We start from the raw sequence: 14,387 nt of genomic DNA, 5'->3' as shown, positions 1-14,387 counted from the left end.
ATGGGGATCGACGGCTTCGAATTCGTCGAGTTCGCCGCCCCGGCCGGGCAGGCGCAGCAACTGCACGACTACTTCCGCAGGCTCGGCTTCGTCCAGGTCGCGCGCCACAAGACCCGCCCGATCAGCACCTACCGCCAGGGCGACTGTACCTTCCTGATCAACGAGGATCCGGACTCCTTCGCCGGCCGCTTCGCCGCCCAGCACGGCCCCAGCGCCTGCGGCTTCGCGATCCGGGTGAAGAAACTGGCCGACTGGGCGCGTACCCAGGCGCTGAGGAACGGCGCCGAGGCGCTCGACGCGCGCGACGAACTGAGCAAGGCGGTCGCCGCGCCGGTGATCAAGGGCATCGGCGATTGCATGCTCTACATCGTCGACCGCTACGACGAGAAGGGCACCATCCACGACCCGGACTACGAATACCTGCCGGGCGTCGACCTGATGCCCGCGGGCTTCGGCCTGACCTTCATCGACCACCTGACCCACAACCTGTACCACGGCAACATGGCCAAGTGGGCCGACTACTACGAGCGGCTGTTCAACTTCCGCGAGATCCGCTACTTCGACATCAAGGGCGCCAAGACCGGCCTGCTTTCCAAGGCGATGACCGCGCCCGACGGCATGGTCCGCATCCCGCTCAACGAGTCGTCCGACCCCAAGTCGCAGATCAACGAATACCTGGACGCTTACCAGGGCGAGGGCATCCAGCACATCGCCTGCTTCACCGACGACATCTACGCGACGGTGGAGAAGATGCGCGAAGTCGGCGTGGAGTTCCTCGATACGCCCGATACCTACTTCGACGTGATCGACCAGCGCATCCCCGACAATGGCGAGGACGTGGAACGCCTGCGCCGGAACAAGATCCTGATCGACGCCGACGTCGAGACCAAGCAGCGCAAGCTTCTGCAGATCTTCACCCAGAACGCGGTGGGTCCGATCTTCTTCGAGATCATCCAGCGCAAGGGCAACGAGGGTTTCGGCGAGGGCAACTTCCAGGCCCTGTTCGAGAGCATCGAACGCGACCAGATGCGCCGCGGCGTGCTCTGATCGCGACACGTCGACCCGCAACGAGGCAGACATGGCCAACCCCCGCTCCGCGTACATGACCGGCTTCGGCAACGAGTTCGCGACCGAAGCGGTGCCCGGCACGTTGCCGGTCGGACAGAACTCGCCGCAGCGCGTCGCGCACGGGCTGTATGCAGAGCAGCTGTCGGCCAGCGCATTCACCGCGCCGCGCGGGCAGAACCGGCGCAGCTGGCTGTACCGGATCCGGCCGGCGGCGATGCATGGCACGTTCGCGCCGTTCAGCGCGCACGCCGGCGTACCGCGTTTCCACAACGACTTCGGCGATGGTCCGGTCACGCCCGACCAGTTGCGCTGGGATCCGCTGCCACTGCCGTCGACGCCGAACGACTTCCTTGAAGGCCTGTACACGATGGCCGGCAACGGATCGCCGGCTGCCCAGCAGGGCGTGGCGATCCACCTGTACGCCGCCGACCGCGACATGGACGGTCGTTTCTTCTACGACGCCGACGGCGAGCTGATGCTGGTGCCGCAACTGGGCCGCCTGCGCATCGCCACCGAACTGGGCGTGCTGGACGTGGAGCCGCAACAGGTCGCGGTGGTGCCGCGCGGCGTGCGTTTCCGGGTCGAGCTGCCCGATGGCCCGTCGCGCGGGTACGTGCTGGAGAATTTCGGCGCGCCGCTGCGCTTGCCCGACCTGGGTCCGATCGGTTCCAACGGCCTGGCCAACCCGCGCGACTTCGAGACCCCGGTGGCCGCGTACGAAGACGTCGAAGGCGACTTCGAACTGGTCGCCAAGTTCCAGGGCCACCTGTGGCGCGCGGACATCGGCCACAGCCCCCTGGACGTGGTCGGCTGGCACGGCAACTGCGCGCCTTACCGCTACGACCTGCGCCGCTTCAACACCATCGGCTCGATCAGCTTCGACCATCCCGATCCGTCGATCTTCACCGTGCTCACCGCGCCCAGCGACACGCCGGGGACGGCCAACGTGGACTTCGCGATCTTCCCGCCGCGCTGGCTGGTGGCGCAGCACACGTTCCGTCCACCGTGGTTCCACCGCAACGTGGCCAGCGAGTTCATGGGCCTGGTGCAGGGTGCCTACGACGCCAAGGCCGAGGGCTTCATGCCCGGCGGTGCCTCCCTGCACAACTGCATGAGCGGGCACGGCCCGGATGCGGCGACTTTCGAGAAAGCCTCGCACGCCGACCTTTCCGGGCCGGACGTGATCGCCGACACCATGGCCTTCATGTTCGAGACCCGCGCAGTGCTGCGGCCGACGGCGCAGGCCCATGAGGCGTCGCACCGGCAGCGCGACTACCAGCGCTGCTGGGCGGGGCTGAAGCGCAATTTCGTCGCGCCGGCCTGACCGGGCCGGCACGCTCCGGCGGGCCGTACGCGTGCCGGTTCCGGAAGCCGATCCGCTGATCGGGTAGGGGCCCGGTAGGCGCATGCGGCCCGCGGGACCGGAGGCGTGTCCCTTCGCCTGCCGTTGACAGGGGCTTTGTCAGCCTTCGCGCATCGAATGCACAGGGGAATGCAATGTCGTCCAGGATGCTTGATGCCTGCCTGTTGAGCCTGGCGCTGGTCCTTGCGTCCTGCACACAGGCGCCCGGTGACAACGCAACCGGAAGTGGCGACGCCGCGGCCGAGGGCGCCACCGCTTCCGATCCCGCCCTGGACGAGCCCTCCGAGGAGGTGCCGCCGGCCATCGCGCCCGCCGCAACGACGCCGGACTTCACGGGTTTCGGACCGGTGCCTTTCGGTGCCGAAGCGCAGGCACTCAAGCGGGCCCTGGGCGGATCCCTGGAGGAAGGCGCGACGGAGTCGCCCGATGCCTGCCACTACCTGTTCCCGCAGCCGCGACCGGAGCAGGGCCAGGGCACCACTTTCATGATCGAGGGTCGCCGCTTCGTGCGCGTGGATACCGATGATCCGGCTACCACGGCCCCCGGTGGCGGCCGCATCGGCATGTCCGTGGACGAGGTCGCTGCACTGTACCCCGGCCTCAGCGCCAGCCCGCACAAGTACGTGGAAGGAGCGCAGTCCCTGCGCGTGACCCGCGATGGCAGCGACGCCGTGCTGCTGTTCGAGGCCGATGCGCAGGGCCGGGTGCAGGAGTGGCGCATCGGCCTGCCGCCGCAGGTGGACTACGTAGAGCGCTGCGGCTGACGTGTGATCGCCCGGGCGCCTGCCCCGAGCCGGGTCGGACGTATCAGGACGACTGCGGGCACGGAACGCGGCATAGAATCACGGCTGGCCCTGGGAGGATGCGGCGATGGCGGAAGCGTTGGGACTGTTCGCGCTGGGTCTGCTGCTGCTGGCCCTGGGCGGGGACTCGGTGATCAAGGGCGTGTCGGGCCTGGCCCAGCACCTGGGGCTGCGACCGTTCGTGGCCGGCCTGCTGCTGGTCGCCTTCGGCACTTCGATTCCCGAGCTCGCGGTCAACCTCCGCGCGGTATGGGAGGGCCAGACGCACCTGGCGCTGGGTAATGCGGTAGGCAGCAACGTGACCAACCTCGGCCTGACCCTGGGCCTGGCCGCGCTTGCCGCCCCGCTGTTGCTGCGGGCGCGGATGCTGGTGCCGCTGCTGGTACTGCTGGCGGTAGCCACCTTCGCGCTGATGGTGTTCGGCCTCGATGGCTACGTCGGCCGGATCGAAGGCGCGGTGCTGCTGCTGGGCTTCTTCGCCACCACCGCGTTCCTCCTGCGCCGGGGACAGCGCGAAGCCGACGAGGTGCGCGCGGAGATCACCGGCTTCGCCACCACCCGGCCCGGGCTGGGCCTGAACCTGGTCCGCCTGGCGATCGCCATCGGGCTGCTGTATTTCGGCGCGCGCTGGGTCGTTGCCGGTGGCCTGGGCCTGGGCGAAGCCTGGAGCCTGTCGCCGCTGATGGTCGGCCTGCTGCCGGTCGCCATCGGCACCGCGCTGCCCGAGATCGCCGCGGCGATCGCGGCGGCGCGGCGCGGGCAGGGCGACATGGTCGCCGGCCACGTGATCGGCTCGAGCCTGTTCAACCTGCTGGCGATCGTCGGTGGCATGGCGGTGTTCCGTCCGCTGGCGTTGCCGGCCTCGTTCGTGAAATTCGAGCTGCCCGCCGTGCTGGTGCTTACCCTGCTGGTGTATCCGCTGCTGCGCAGCGGACGCCGGATCACGCAGCAGGAAGGCGGCATCCTGTGCCTGGTGTTCTTGGCCTGGATCGCGCTGGAGCTGCTGCTGTTCCTGTAGGAGAGCCGGGGGGCCGGCTCCCTACGCGTCACGCGGCGGGGTGTCGCCGTCCGTCTCGTCGGTACCCGGCTGCGGCGGCCGTTCGGCCATGTGCAAGGACAACGCGGCCTTGGCCATCAGGTGCGCGCTGATCGGCGCGGTGATGAACAGGAACGCGGTGATCAGCAGCTCGCGCGGCTGCGGGTCGGTGCCGCTGAGCGCGTGGTAGCCGACCGACGCCAGCAGCACGCAGCCCACGCCCAGCGTGCTGGCCTTGGTCGGGCCATGCAGGCGCTTGAAGAACTCCGACAGCCTCACCAGGCTCAGCGAGCCGACCAGGATGAAGAAGCAGCTGGCCGCCAGAAGCATCACCAGCACGATGGCGAACAGCCAGCTCATTCGACGATGTCCCGGCGCAGCACGTACTTGCTCATCACCACGGTGCCGACGAAGCCGAGCATGGCGATGACCAGCGCCGCCTCGAAGTAGACCGCCGTGCCCAGGTGCATGCCGAACAGCACCAGTTGCGCGATCGCGGCCACGAACAACGTGTCCAGGGCCAGGATCCGGTCCGGCACGCTGGGTCCCTTCAGCAGCCGGTACAGCGCCAGCAGCATGGCCAGGCCGACCACGTGCATCGAACCGACGATGGCGAAGGCCACCAGCGACTGCGGGGTCACGGGAAGATCTCCATCAGCGGTCCCTCGTAGCGGCTCTTGATCTGGCGCACCACCTCGTCCGCATCCTCCAGGTGGAGCACGTGCACCAGCAGGTAACGGCGATCGTCCGACAGCGCCGCGGACACCGTGCCGGGGGTGAGGGTGATGATGCTGGTGAGCGCCGCGATCCCGTGGATGTTGGCGATGTCCAGCGGCACCCAGATGAAACCCGGGGTGATCCTCTCTTCCGGGCCAAGCACCTGCAGGGCCACGGTGATGTTGGAACGGACGATGTCCAGCAGCAGGATCCCGAACATCCGCGGCACGCCACGCAGGCTGCCGATGCGGGCGAACTCGCGGTCCAGGCGCGCGGCGAACGGCGGGATCAGCAGCGCCAGCACCAGCGCCATGAGGACGTGGCCGGTGGTGACCTGGTCGTTCAGCAGCAGCCAGAAGCAGAACACCATCGTGGCCAGCGGCAACGAGGGCAGCCAGCGCCGGCGCCATCGGCGGAAGCGGGGTGACGTGATCATGGCTGCCTCATCGCCGGCTTGGCCGCGCGCACCTGCTGCACGTAGTCGCCAGGCGACTGCAGCTGCGCGGCGGTGGCGCGGGTGTAGTCCAGCAACGGCGCGGCCGCCACCACCAGGGCGATGCCGTAGCCCAGCAGCAGGATCGTCGCCGCCGTCTCCAGTGGCCGGCTCGGCACCGCGGGCATCGCGTCGAGCGGTGTGTAGGCGGCCATCCGTTCCGGGGGCGCATCCGGCCACGGCTCCACGCGCCAGAACAGGCGGGTGCCCGCGCGCGCCAGGCCCACCAGCATCAGGAAGCTGCTGCCCAGCACGAGCGCCCAGACCCAGGCGGTGGTGGCGCCGGCGGGCACCGCTTCGAGCAGCATCAGTTTGCCGAGGAAGCCCGACAGCGGCGGCAGCCCGGCCAGCGACACCGCGGCGAACAGGAACAGCACGCCGGGCACCATGCGTCCCGGCAGGGCCGAGACCAGGTCCTTGCGATCACCGGCGCTGCCGCGACGCCGGCGGATCAGGTCGGCGAGCAGGAACAGGGCGGCCCCGGCGAAGGTGCTGTGCACCAGGTAGTAGAGGCCGGCGGCGATCGTGCCGGAGGTGGCCAGCGCGAACGCGATGAACAGCGTGGCTGCCGAGCCCAGCACCAGGTAGGCGGCCAGCGAGCGCAGCCGACGCGACGCCAGCACGCCCAGCGCGGCCAGCGCCAGCGTGGCGCCGCCCAGCACGAGCAACGCAGGCCATGCGAACCCGGCCAGTGGACCGGCCGCACCGAAACTCAGCGTGCCGAAGCGCAGCACCGCGTAGAGGCCGACCTTGGTCATCACCGCGAACAGTGCGGCGACCGCGGCGGGCGCGTGGGTATAGGTCTGTGGCAACCAGAAATAGAGCGGCAGCAGGGCAGCCTTGGCGCAGAACACGACCAGCAGCAATCCTGCCGCGGACTGGATGAGGACCAGGTCCTCCGGCGGGGCCTGGGCCACGCGCACCGCCATTTCGGCCATGTTGAGCGTACCCAGCAAGCCGTACAGCAGGCCCAGGGCCATCAGGAACAGGGTCGAGGCGGCGACGTTGAAGGCCACGTAGTGCAGGCCCGCGCGCATGCGTTCGCCGCGGCCGCCGCTGAGCATCAGCCCGTAGGAGGCGATCAGCAGGACTTCGAAGAACACGAACAGGTTGAAGGCGTCGCCGGTCAGGAACGCACCATTGAGTCCCATCAGCTGGAACTGGAAGAACGCATGGAAGTGGGGCGCGCGCCGGTCCCATCCGGCGCAGGCGTGCAGCAGGCAGGCCGCGGCGAGCAGCTGGCCCACCAGCAACATCAGTGCCGACAGCCGGTCGACCATCAGCGCGATGCCCAGCCGTGCGGGCCAGTCGCCGACCAGGTACACCGGGATGCGTCCGCTGGACGCCTCGATCAACAGCAGCACCGACACGACGAGCATCGCCGCCAGCGACGCCCAGGCCACGATGCGCTGCACGGGCACGCCGAAGCGGCGGTTCTCGAAGAACAGCACGCTGGCCGCGGCGAACAGCGGGACCAGGATCGCGAGGACGGGCAGGTGGCTCATGCGTCGTCGTCCTGTGCGTCGGCGTCGCGGGTGCCGGCGCCCTCGCCATGGCGGGAATCGGGCGCCTGGCCACGCGCCTGCTGGTGCCTGCGCAACTCGTTGCGCTGGAACTCGCGCTGGGCGCGGCTGCCGTCGACGTGGTCGCTGTCGTTGTCGGCGCGGCTGCGGATGGCGATGACAATACTCACCGCGGTCATCGCGAAGGCGATCACGATCGCGGTCAGCACCAGCGCCTGGGGCAACGGGTCGGTGTAGTGGGCCAGATCCGGGGCGACGCCATCGCGCAGCACCGGTGGCTTGCCGGCCACCAGCCGGCCGCCGGCGAAGATCAGCAGGTTGGTCGCGTACGAGAGCAGGGTCAGGCCCAGGATCACGTCGAAGCTGCGCGCCCGCAGCAGCAGGTACACGCCCGCGGCGGTGAGGATGCCGATCGCACTCGCCATCGCCAGTTCCATCAGGGCACCTCCATGGGCTTGCTCATTGGCGCAACTCCCCGGTGCGGGTGGAGCGGTCGCCCGTCTCCATCACGCCCAGGTGCGCCACGAGCGTGCGCGAAGGCTTGATCGTGCCCAGCATCGACAGGATCAGCATCGCCCCGCCGAACACCACCAGGTACACGCCGGTGTCAAAACCGATCGCGCTGGCCAGCGGCACCTCGCCGACCAGGGGAACGTCAAGGTCCACGTGGCCGCTGGTGAGGAACTCCACTTCGAACAGGATCGAGGCCGCGCCGCTGATCCCGGCCACCACCAGGCCGACGCCAATGCAGCGGATGTAGTCGAAGCCGAAGCGCGATTCGACCGACGCCGCGCCCTGGATCACGTACTGGATCAGCAGCGGCACCGCCAGGACCAGGCCGGCGATGAAGCCGCCGCCGGGCGCGTTGTGCCCGCGCAGGAACAGGAACACCGACACGGTCAGGGTCAGCGGGAACATCAGCTGGGCCAGGTCGGCCGGTACGGGAAGCTTGATCGGCGGGCCCGACATCACCTTTTCCGGCGCCAGCCGCGCGCGCCGCAGCAGCGCGTGCACGATCAGCGCGGCGATGCCGAACACGGTGATCTCGCCGAAGGTATCGAAGCCGCGGAAGTCGACCAGGATCACGTTGACCACGTTGCGGCCGTACGCTTCGGGCAGCGCGCGGGCCAGCATCTCCAGGCTTGCCGGCTCGCCGAGGGGACGGGTCATCACCGCGTAGGACAGCAGGCCGATACCCAGTCCGGCGGCCAAGGCGACGGCGACGTCGCGCGCGCGCCGGCGTGGCGCGCGTTCGGGTGGCGAGCGCGGTGGCAGGTAGTGCAGGCCGAGCAGCAGCAGGGCCAGGCTGACCATTTCCACCAGCAGCTGGGTCAGGGCCAGGTCGGGTGCGGACAGGAACACGAACACCAGGCTGACCATCAGTCCCGCGCCACCGAGCACGATCAGCGCCAGCAGCCTTTGCCGGTACGTGCGGACCGTGTACAGCGCGCAGGCGACCAGCACCAGCCACAACAGCCAGCCCAGCAAAGGCATCGGCTGCGGTGCGCGCAGCGTCAGCGGTGCATGCGTACCGGACAGGAATGGCGCCGCGCCCGCGGCCAGCGCCGCCAGCACCAGCCACACCAGGCTGCGCTGCAGGCTGCCGTTGGCGATGCGCGAGGTGAAGCGCTCGGCCAGCGCATGCAGCACGTCCATGTTCCAGCGGAACAGGCGGCGGCCGAACGACAGGCGCGCGATCGCGTGCAGGTCCAGCAGCCGGCGCAACCCCAGGTACAACGCGATGCCGCCCGCGGTGCCGGCCATGCTCATCATCAACGGGGCATTGAAGCCATGCCAGATGGCCAGGCTGTAGGACGGCATGTCGTTGCCCAGGATCGCCGAGGCACCCGCATGCAGCACCGGCGCCACGGTCCAGGCCGGGAACACGCCCACTGCCACGCACAGCAGCACCAGCACCTCGACCGGGATCTTCATCCAGCGCGGAGGCTCGTGCGGCACCCGGTCCAGGTCGTGGGGGCCGTCGCCGAAGAAGGTCTCGTGGACGAAGCGCAGGCTGTAGGCCACGCCGAACACCGCGTACAGCAGCGCGGCCCCGCTGATCGCAATGGCCATGCTGCGGTCGCCATCGATGTCCAGCGCCTCGGTGAAGAACATCTCCTTGGACAGGAAGCCGTTGAGCAGCGGGATGCCGGCCATCGCCAGCGTCGCGGTGATCGCCAGCGCGCTGGTCCACGGCATGTAGCGGCGCAGGTTGCCCAGCCGGCGCATGTCGCGGGTGCCGGTCTCGTGGTCGATGATGCCCGCGGCCATGAACAGCGAGGCCTTGAACGTGGCGTGGTTGATGATGTGGAACACGCCGGCGACCACCGCCATCGGCGTGGACAGGCCGAACAGCAGGGTGATCAGGCCCAGGTGCGAGATCGTCGAATACGCGAGCAGGCCCTTGAGGTCGTGCTGGAAGATCGCGTACCACGCGCCCAGCAGCAGGGTGATCGCGCCGATGCCGCTGACCACGTAGAAGAACAGGTCGGTGCCGGCCAGCGCCGGATGCAGCCGCGCCAGCAGGAACACGCCGGCCTTCACCATCGTCGCCGAATGCAGGTAGGCCGAGACCGGGGTTGGCGCGGCCATCGCATGCGGCAGCCAGAAATGCAGCGGGAACTGCGCGCTCTTGGTGAATATCCCGGCCAGGACCAGGCCCAGCACCCACGGATACAGTTCGCTGCCGCGGATCAGGTCGCCGGAAGCGAGCACCGTGTCCAGGTCGTAGCTGCCGACGATGCGCCCGATCAGCAGCACGCCGCCCAGCAGCGCCAGGCCGCCGCCGCCGGTGATCGCCAGCGCCATGCGCGCGCCTTCGCGCGCATCCTGGCGCCGGTACCAGAATCCGATCAGCAGGAACGAGCTGAGGCTGGTCAGTTCCCAGAACACCAGCAGCAGGAGCAGGTTGCCGGCGATCACCACGCCCAGCATCGAGCCCATGAAGAACAGCAGGCAGCCGAAGAAGCGCGGCGCACTGTCCTCCTCGGCCAGGTAGTAGTGCGCGTACATCACCACCAGCGCGCCGATCGCCAGCACCAGGCCGGCGAACATCCACGCAAGGCCGTCCAGGCGCAGCTGGAAATCCAGGCCGATCTGGGGGATCCAGTCGTGGTCGGCGCGCAGGATCCAGCCCTGCAGCACCGAAGGCGTCGCCCAGGCCAGCACCAGCAGCCCCAGCAATGGCGCGGCCGCGGCCACCCATGCCACCTGCCCGCGCGAGCGGGAGCGCATGAAGACCATCGCCACGGCCGCCACGAACGGCAGGGCGAGCAGGATTTCCAGGAAGGGGATCATCCGAACAGGATCGATCTGCGTGGAACAGGTTGGAGTGTAACAGCCGGTTCCACGCCGCCGGAACCGCGGAAATGTGAAGTTGCGTCATCCAAAAGATGCATCGGCGTGCGATGCGGCATGCGCGCGAGGCTCACGCATGCCGGCATATCGCGCGTGCGGGGACCGTGATCGATGGAGCCATGACTGGCGTCCCATCCTCCAGCGAGGACGCGGGTGGCTATCCTGTAGCCCATGATCTCCGCAGCCAACCCTCCCGAACCCGGCGCCGCGCCGCCGCGCGCGCTGCTGTTCGGTGCCAGCGGGCAGATCGGCCGGCGTGTCGTGGCGCTGCTGGTGGCGCGGGGCTGGCAGGTGGTGGCGCTGTCGCGCGACACCAGGCCCTCGCAGCACGGCGTGGAATGGCGGCACGGCACCTTGCCGAACGAAGCCGGCAGCGGCGCGGGCTTCGACGCGATCCTCAGCTGCGGGCCACTGGACCTGTTCTCGCACTGGTACGCGCGTGCGTCGACCGGGCAGGCCCGGGTGGTCGCATTCGGCTCGACCAGCGTGCACGTCAAGGGGGATTCGCCGGATGCGGCCGAACGCGACCTCGCCGCGCGCCTGCGCGAGGGCGAACAGCGGGTGGCCGACAACGCCATCGCACGTGGCGCGGCCGCCACGCTGCTGCGCCCGACGCTGGTCTACGGTGCCGGCAGCGATCGCAACCTGAGCCGCATCGCGTCGCTGGCGCGTCGCCGCGGCTTCTTCGCGCTGCCCCGGGATGCCCGGGGCCTGCGCCAGCCGGTGCACGTCGACGACCTGGCGGCCGCGGCCGTGGCGGCGCTGGCGCGGATCGACGACGGCATGCGCGCCTACGACCTGCCAGGTGGCGAGACGCTGGCCTATCGCGACATGGTCGCGCGGGTGCTGGCGACCTCGCAGCCTCGGGCACGCTTGCTGCTGCTGCCGGGGCCGATGTTCGCCTTGGCGGCGCGCCTGGCGCGCCGGCTGGGCGTGCACGACGCGGGCCCGGCGGTATTGGCCCGGCTGCGGGAAGATCTCGTATTCGACGCGGCGCTGGCGCGGCGCGAGCTGGATTACACCCCGCGGGGCTTCAACCCCACCGCGGACATGTTCGCCCCGCCTTCGTAGGGGCCGATTTCAGCCGGCGGCCTGACGCCTTCGCACTGGCGACGCCCGCCATTCCGATACCCGTGTCGCCGGCTGGATCCGGCTCCTGCACCGGCGGAAGGGCGCGCGCCCTCAGTACTTCCAGCCGAGGACGCGGTACAGCTTGGCCAGCACCCAGGCCGGTCCGACCAGCAGGTAGACCAGGTCGGTCAGGAAGCTCGGCTTGCGGCCTTCGAACTTGTGGCCGATGAACTGGGCGATCCAGGCGACGACGAACACGGTCACCGCCGACCACAGCAGCGCGGCCAGGCCGAAGCGCATCTCGACCAGGCGGCACAGGCAGCCGCAGAAGAAGAACACCGCCAACATGCCCAGCCCGAGCGGGCGCGACATCCGGTAATAGAACATCCAGGCGAAGAACATCGCCAGCGCGGCCCAGATCCCGGTCTTCATCCACGTGCCGAAGGTCGGGATGCACCAGATCAGCGCCACGACCGACCACAGGATCGCCGGCACGGCGACCACATGGATGCGCTGGTTGAGCACATTGCGATGGTCGTCGGAGTAACTGGCGAAATAGCGGTCGATCGGCCGCATCGGCATTGTCGCGTTCATCGGTTCCCTCCCAGGATTCGGGTGAGGATAACCCCCGGCCCCCCGCGAGGACATCCATGCCACGGCGCCGGCGCGCGGTCGCCTTTTCCGGCACGGACGCGGCGCCGCGGGGAACGGACCCGGTGGGCCCCGGGCCTGGACTCAGTCGACGCTGATGCCCGCCAGCTTCTGCAAAGCCTCGGCGTAGCGCGCGCGGGTGCGCTCGATCACCTCGGCCGGCAGCTTCGGGCCCGGTGGGGTCTTGTCCCAGTCCAGCGTCTCCAGGTGGTCGCGGACGATCTGCTTGTCGTAGCTGGGCGGGCTGGTGCCGACCCGGTACTCGTCGGCCGGCCAGTAGCGCGAGGAATCCGGGGTCAGCATCTCGTCCATGATGTACAGGCGGCCATCGACGTCGGTGCCGAACTCGAACTTGGTGTCGGCCAGCAGGATGCCGCGCTCGGCCGCGTAGGCGGCGGCGTAGCGGTACAGGCGCAGGGTCGCGTCGCGCACGCGCTCGGCCAGTTCGCCACCGACCACGCGCACCATCGCGTCGAAGTCGATGTTCTCGTCGTGGTCGCCGACGGCGGCCTTGGTCGAGGGTGTGAAGATCGGCTCGGGCAGCTGCTCGGCCTGGCGCAGGCCGTCGGGCAGGGCAATACCGCTGACCTGGCCGGTGCGCTGGTAATCCTTCCAGCCGCTGCCGATGAGGTAGCCGCGGGCGATCGCCTCCACCGGCACGGGCTTGAGCTTCTTCGAGACCACTGCGCGCCTGGCGTACAGCCCGGCGTCCACGCCGGCGGGCAGGACCGAAGCCACGTCGATGCCGGTCAGGTGGTTGGGCATCAGGTGCGCGGTCTTGCCGAACCAGAAGTTGGAGATCTGGCACAGCATCTCGCCCTTGCCGGGGATCGGGTCGGGCAGGACCACGTCGAACGCGGACAGCCGGTCGGTGGCGACCATCAGCAGGTAGCCGTCGGGCGAGCTGCCATCCTGGCCGGCAGCGGCCAGCGCCGCTTCGGGAATGGCTTCGCGGGGCAGGTCGAAGACGTCGCGCACCTTGCCGCGATGGCGCAGCGGCAGGCCGGGCAGGTCGGACTGGAGCAGGGTCGTGGACAACGCGGTCTCCGGGGCGGGCACAGTGGCTTGGGGCGTCCCGGCCGCGCCGGGCGACAACCGGCCGCACAGTGTACGGCGAGCGGGGTTCGCTGTGCCGTAGAATTGCCGCTCCGCATGTATTGGCCCTGGGCACACCCACCGGATGAACCGCTGGTACGGAAAACTGCTGGGCCTGATCGCCGGCGCGCTGCTGTTCCGCCCCAATCCGCTGTTCGGCGCGGTGGTCGGACTGCTGATCGGCCATGCCTTCGACCGCGACTGGTTCCGCCTGCGTGCGCGCGAGAATCCCTACGCCGAACTGGACCTCACCTCCGACGCCAGCGACGCGGAGATCGACCAGGCCTACCGCCGCCTGATGTCGCAGTACCACCCCGACAAGGTCGCCGGCGCGGCGCCGGAGCTGCGCGAGCAGGCCGAGAAGCGCGCGCGTGCGATCAACGCCGCCTACGACCGGATCCGCGTGTTGCGCCGTCGCTGAGGCGGACCCTTAGTTCCCGTCGTCAGAGTTCCCGTCGCCAGATTCCGCAACTCCGCGAGCCGACCATGCAGCCCACCGTCATCGCCCCCTCGATCCTCTCGGCCGACTTCGCCCGCCTGGGCGAGGAAGTGGACAATGTGCTGGCGGCCGGCGCCGACTGGGTCCACTTCGACGTGATGGACAACCACTACGTGCCGAACCTGACGATCGGCCCGATGGTCTGCCAGGCGTTGCGCAAGCATGGCGTCACCGCGCCGATCGACGTGCACCTGATGGTCGAGCCGGTGGACCGGATCGTCCCCGACTTTGCCGAAGCCGGGGCGACGATCATCAGCTTCCACCCCGAGGCCAGCCGGCACGTGCATCGCACCGTCCAGCTGATCAAGTCGCACGGCTGCCAGGCCGGGCTCGTGCTCAACCCGGCCACGCCGGTCGAAGTGCTGGACTGGGTGCTGGACGACCTGGACCTGGTCCTGCTGATGTCGGTCAACCCGGGCTTCGGCGGGCAGGCGTTCATCCCGTCGACGCTGGACAAGCTGCGCGCGGTGCGGGCGATGATCGACAAGACCGGCAAGCCGATCCGGCTGGAGATCGACGGCGGGGTCAAGGCCGACAACATCGCCGAGATCGCGGCCGCGGGTGCCGACACCTTCGTCGCCGGCTCGGCGATCTTCACCGCGCCGCGCACCCGCGAGAACTACGCCGGGATGGTCGGCCGGATGAAGGCGGCGGTGGCCGCCACGCGCGGCTGATCCGGCGGTTCGGCCTTGCTGGCCGCTGGCCGGAGCG

The 14,387-nt window shown here is 69.5% G+C and carries 15 protein-coding genes; 7 read left to right on the top strand and 8 right to left on the bottom strand.

Annotated elements, in window-relative coordinates; all coding sequences use genetic code 11:
* The 4 genes from hppD (at position 1) to CSC65_RS02900 (ending at position 4,252) form a co-directional block, all read left to right on the top strand.
* Complete coding sequence (gene hppD, locus CSC65_RS02915) at positions 1 to 1,047, top strand: 4-hydroxyphenylpyruvate dioxygenase (protein ID WP_425501300.1); 1,047 nt, start codon at positions 1 to 3, stop codon at positions 1,045 to 1,047.
* Between the two features lie 31 nt (positions 1,048 to 1,078).
* Positions 1,079 to 2,392, top strand: a complete 1,314-nt coding sequence (gene hmgA / locus CSC65_RS02910; protein ID WP_238390250.1) for a homogentisate 1,2-dioxygenase — start codon at positions 1,079 to 1,081, stop codon at positions 2,390 to 2,392.
* A gap of 173 nt (positions 2,393 to 2,565) precedes the next feature.
* Positions 2,566 to 3,195 carry a hypothetical protein gene (locus CSC65_RS02905; protein ID WP_162408471.1) on the top strand — a complete coding sequence of 210 codons (630 nt, stop codon included), beginning with the start codon at positions 2,566 to 2,568 and terminating at the stop codon, positions 3,193 to 3,195.
* Between the two features lie 106 nt (positions 3,196 to 3,301).
* Positions 3,302 to 4,252 carry a calcium/sodium antiporter gene (locus tag CSC65_RS02900; RefSeq protein ID WP_162408470.1) on the top strand — a complete coding sequence of 317 codons (951 nt, stop codon included), beginning with the start codon at positions 3,302 to 3,304 and terminating at the stop codon, positions 4,250 to 4,252.
* Between the two features lie 21 nt (positions 4,253 to 4,273).
* On the opposite strand, the gene CSC65_RS02895 is transcribed toward CSC65_RS02900, so the two are convergent.
* Genes CSC65_RS02895 through CSC65_RS02870 form a run of 6 tightly spaced genes read right to left on the bottom strand, consistent with a single transcriptional unit; the run spans position 4,274 to position 10,300 of the window.
* Positions 4,274 to 4,630, bottom strand: a complete 357-nt coding sequence (locus CSC65_RS02895; protein ID WP_162408469.1) for a Na+/H+ antiporter subunit G — start codon at positions 4,628 to 4,630, stop codon at positions 4,274 to 4,276.
* The gene (locus CSC65_RS02890) at positions 4,627 to 4,869 is read right to left on the bottom strand and encodes a K+/H+ antiporter subunit F (RefSeq protein ID WP_238390259.1); all 243 of its coding nucleotides are present in this window, start codon (positions 4,867 to 4,869) and stop codon (positions 4,627 to 4,629) included. Before CSC65_RS02890 ends, CSC65_RS02895 begins: the two co-directional genes overlap by 4 nt.
* 38 nt (positions 4,870 to 4,907) lie before the next feature.
* Positions 4,908 to 5,423 carry a Na+/H+ antiporter subunit E gene (locus CSC65_RS02885; protein ID WP_162408467.1) on the bottom strand — a complete coding sequence of 172 codons (516 nt, stop codon included), beginning with the start codon at positions 5,421 to 5,423 and terminating at the stop codon, positions 4,908 to 4,910.
* Positions 5,420 to 6,985 carry a monovalent cation/H+ antiporter subunit D gene (locus CSC65_RS02880; protein WP_162408466.1) on the bottom strand — a complete coding sequence of 522 codons (1,566 nt, stop codon included), beginning with the start codon at positions 6,983 to 6,985 and terminating at the stop codon, positions 5,420 to 5,422. The genes CSC65_RS02885 and CSC65_RS02880 overlap by 4 nt, the downstream gene beginning before the upstream one ends.
* Complete coding sequence (locus tag CSC65_RS02875) at positions 6,982 to 7,440, bottom strand: Na+/H+ antiporter subunit C (RefSeq protein ID WP_162408465.1); 459 nt, start codon at positions 7,438 to 7,440, stop codon at positions 6,982 to 6,984. The genes CSC65_RS02880 and CSC65_RS02875 overlap by 4 nt, the downstream gene beginning before the upstream one ends.
* Positions 7,441 to 7,462: 22 nt before the next feature.
* Positions 7,463 to 10,300 carry a monovalent cation/H+ antiporter subunit A gene (locus CSC65_RS02870; RefSeq protein WP_162408464.1) on the bottom strand — a complete coding sequence of 946 codons (2,838 nt, stop codon included), beginning with the start codon at positions 10,298 to 10,300 and terminating at the stop codon, positions 7,463 to 7,465.
* Positions 10,301 to 10,534: 234 nt separating this feature from the next.
* On the opposite strand from CSC65_RS02870, the gene CSC65_RS02865 reads away from it, so the two are divergent.
* Entirely contained in the window at positions 10,535 to 11,431 is an 897-nt protein-coding gene (locus CSC65_RS02865; RefSeq protein ID WP_162408545.1) for an SDR family oxidoreductase, read from the top strand.
* Positions 11,432 to 11,542: 111 nt separating this feature from the next.
* Here CSC65_RS02865 and CSC65_RS02860 read toward each other — a convergent pair whose 3' ends face one another.
* Both CSC65_RS02860 and CSC65_RS02855 read right to left on the bottom strand, forming a co-directional pair.
* Positions 11,543 to 12,025: an Mpo1 family 2-hydroxy fatty acid dioxygenase gene (locus CSC65_RS02860; protein ID WP_162408463.1), complete on the bottom strand. Its 483-nt coding sequence runs from the start codon at positions 12,023 to 12,025 to the stop codon at positions 11,543 to 11,545.
* A 141-nt stretch (positions 12,026 to 12,166) separates the two neighbouring features.
* Complete coding sequence (locus tag CSC65_RS02855; protein ID WP_162408462.1) at positions 12,167 to 13,120, bottom strand: phosphoribosylaminoimidazolesuccinocarboxamide synthase; 954 nt, start codon at positions 13,118 to 13,120, stop codon at positions 12,167 to 12,169.
* A 142-nt stretch (positions 13,121 to 13,262) separates the two neighbouring features.
* Here CSC65_RS02855 and CSC65_RS02850 point away from each other — a divergent pair, with 142 nt between their 5' ends.
* Together CSC65_RS02850 and rpe are read left to right on the top strand one after the other, a co-directional pair.
* Positions 13,263 to 13,598, top strand: a complete 336-nt coding sequence (locus CSC65_RS02850) for a J domain-containing protein (protein WP_162408461.1) — start codon at positions 13,263 to 13,265, stop codon at positions 13,596 to 13,598.
* Between the two features lie 65 nt (positions 13,599 to 13,663).
* The gene (rpe, locus tag CSC65_RS02845; protein WP_162408460.1) at positions 13,664 to 14,350 is read left to right on the top strand and encodes a ribulose-phosphate 3-epimerase; all 687 of its coding nucleotides are present in this window, start codon (positions 13,664 to 13,666) and stop codon (positions 14,348 to 14,350) included.
* Positions 14,351 to 14,387 lie beyond the last annotated feature (37 nt).

It is taken from the genome of Pseudoxanthomonas daejeonensis (assembly GCF_010093205.1).
In the GTDB taxonomy this organism is placed as follows: domain Bacteria; phylum Pseudomonadota; class Gammaproteobacteria; order Xanthomonadales; family Xanthomonadaceae; genus Pseudoxanthomonas; species Pseudoxanthomonas daejeonensis.
Note: the sequence above shows the minus strand (reverse complement) of the source record. Positions and strands in the feature narration are given on the sequence as shown.

Bases quoted from the DNA above. Each gene is read 5' to 3' on its own strand.
- CSC65_RS02895 (WP_162408469.1), bottom strand. From the start codon at position 4,630: ATGAGCTGGCTGTTCGCCATCGTGCTGGTGATGCTTCTGGCGGCCAGC.
- CSC65_RS02900 (WP_162408470.1), top strand. From the start codon at position 3,302: ATGGCGGAAGCGTTGGGACTGTTCGCGCTGGGTCTGCTGCTGCTGGCC.
- CSC65_RS02870 (WP_162408464.1), bottom strand. From the start codon at position 10,300: ATGATCCCCTTCCTGGAAATCCTGCTCGCCCTGCCGTTCGTGGCGGCC.
- CSC65_RS02890 (WP_238390259.1), bottom strand. From the start codon at position 4,869: ATGCACGTGGTCGGCCTGGCCATGCTGCTGGCGCTGTACCGGCTGCTG.
- CSC65_RS02850 (WP_162408461.1), top strand. From the start codon at position 13,263: ATGAACCGCTGGTACGGAAAACTGCTGGGCCTGATCGCCGGCGCGCTG.
- CSC65_RS02885 (WP_162408467.1), bottom strand. From the start codon at position 5,423: ATGATCACGTCACCCCGCTTCCGCCGATGGCGCCGGCGCTGGCTGCCC.
- hmgA (WP_238390250.1), top strand. From the start codon at position 1,079: ATGGCCAACCCCCGCTCCGCGTACATGACCGGCTTCGGCAACGAGTTC.
- hppD (WP_425501300.1), top strand. From the start codon at position 1: ATGGGGATCGACGGCTTCGAATTCGTCGAGTTCGCCGCCCCGGCCGGG.
- rpe (WP_162408460.1), top strand. From the start codon at position 13,664: ATGCAGCCCACCGTCATCGCCCCCTCGATCCTCTCGGCCGACTTCGCC.
- CSC65_RS02880 (WP_162408466.1), bottom strand. From the start codon at position 6,985: ATGAGCCACCTGCCCGTCCTCGCGATCCTGGTCCCGCTGTTCGCCGCG.
- CSC65_RS02905 (WP_162408471.1), top strand. From the start codon at position 2,566: ATGTCGTCCAGGATGCTTGATGCCTGCCTGTTGAGCCTGGCGCTGGTC.
- CSC65_RS02875 (WP_162408465.1), bottom strand. From the start codon at position 7,440: ATGGAACTGGCGATGGCGAGTGCGATCGGCATCCTCACCGCCGCGGGC.
- CSC65_RS02860 (WP_162408463.1), bottom strand. From the start codon at position 12,025: ATGAACGCGACAATGCCGATGCGGCCGATCGACCGCTATTTCGCCAGT.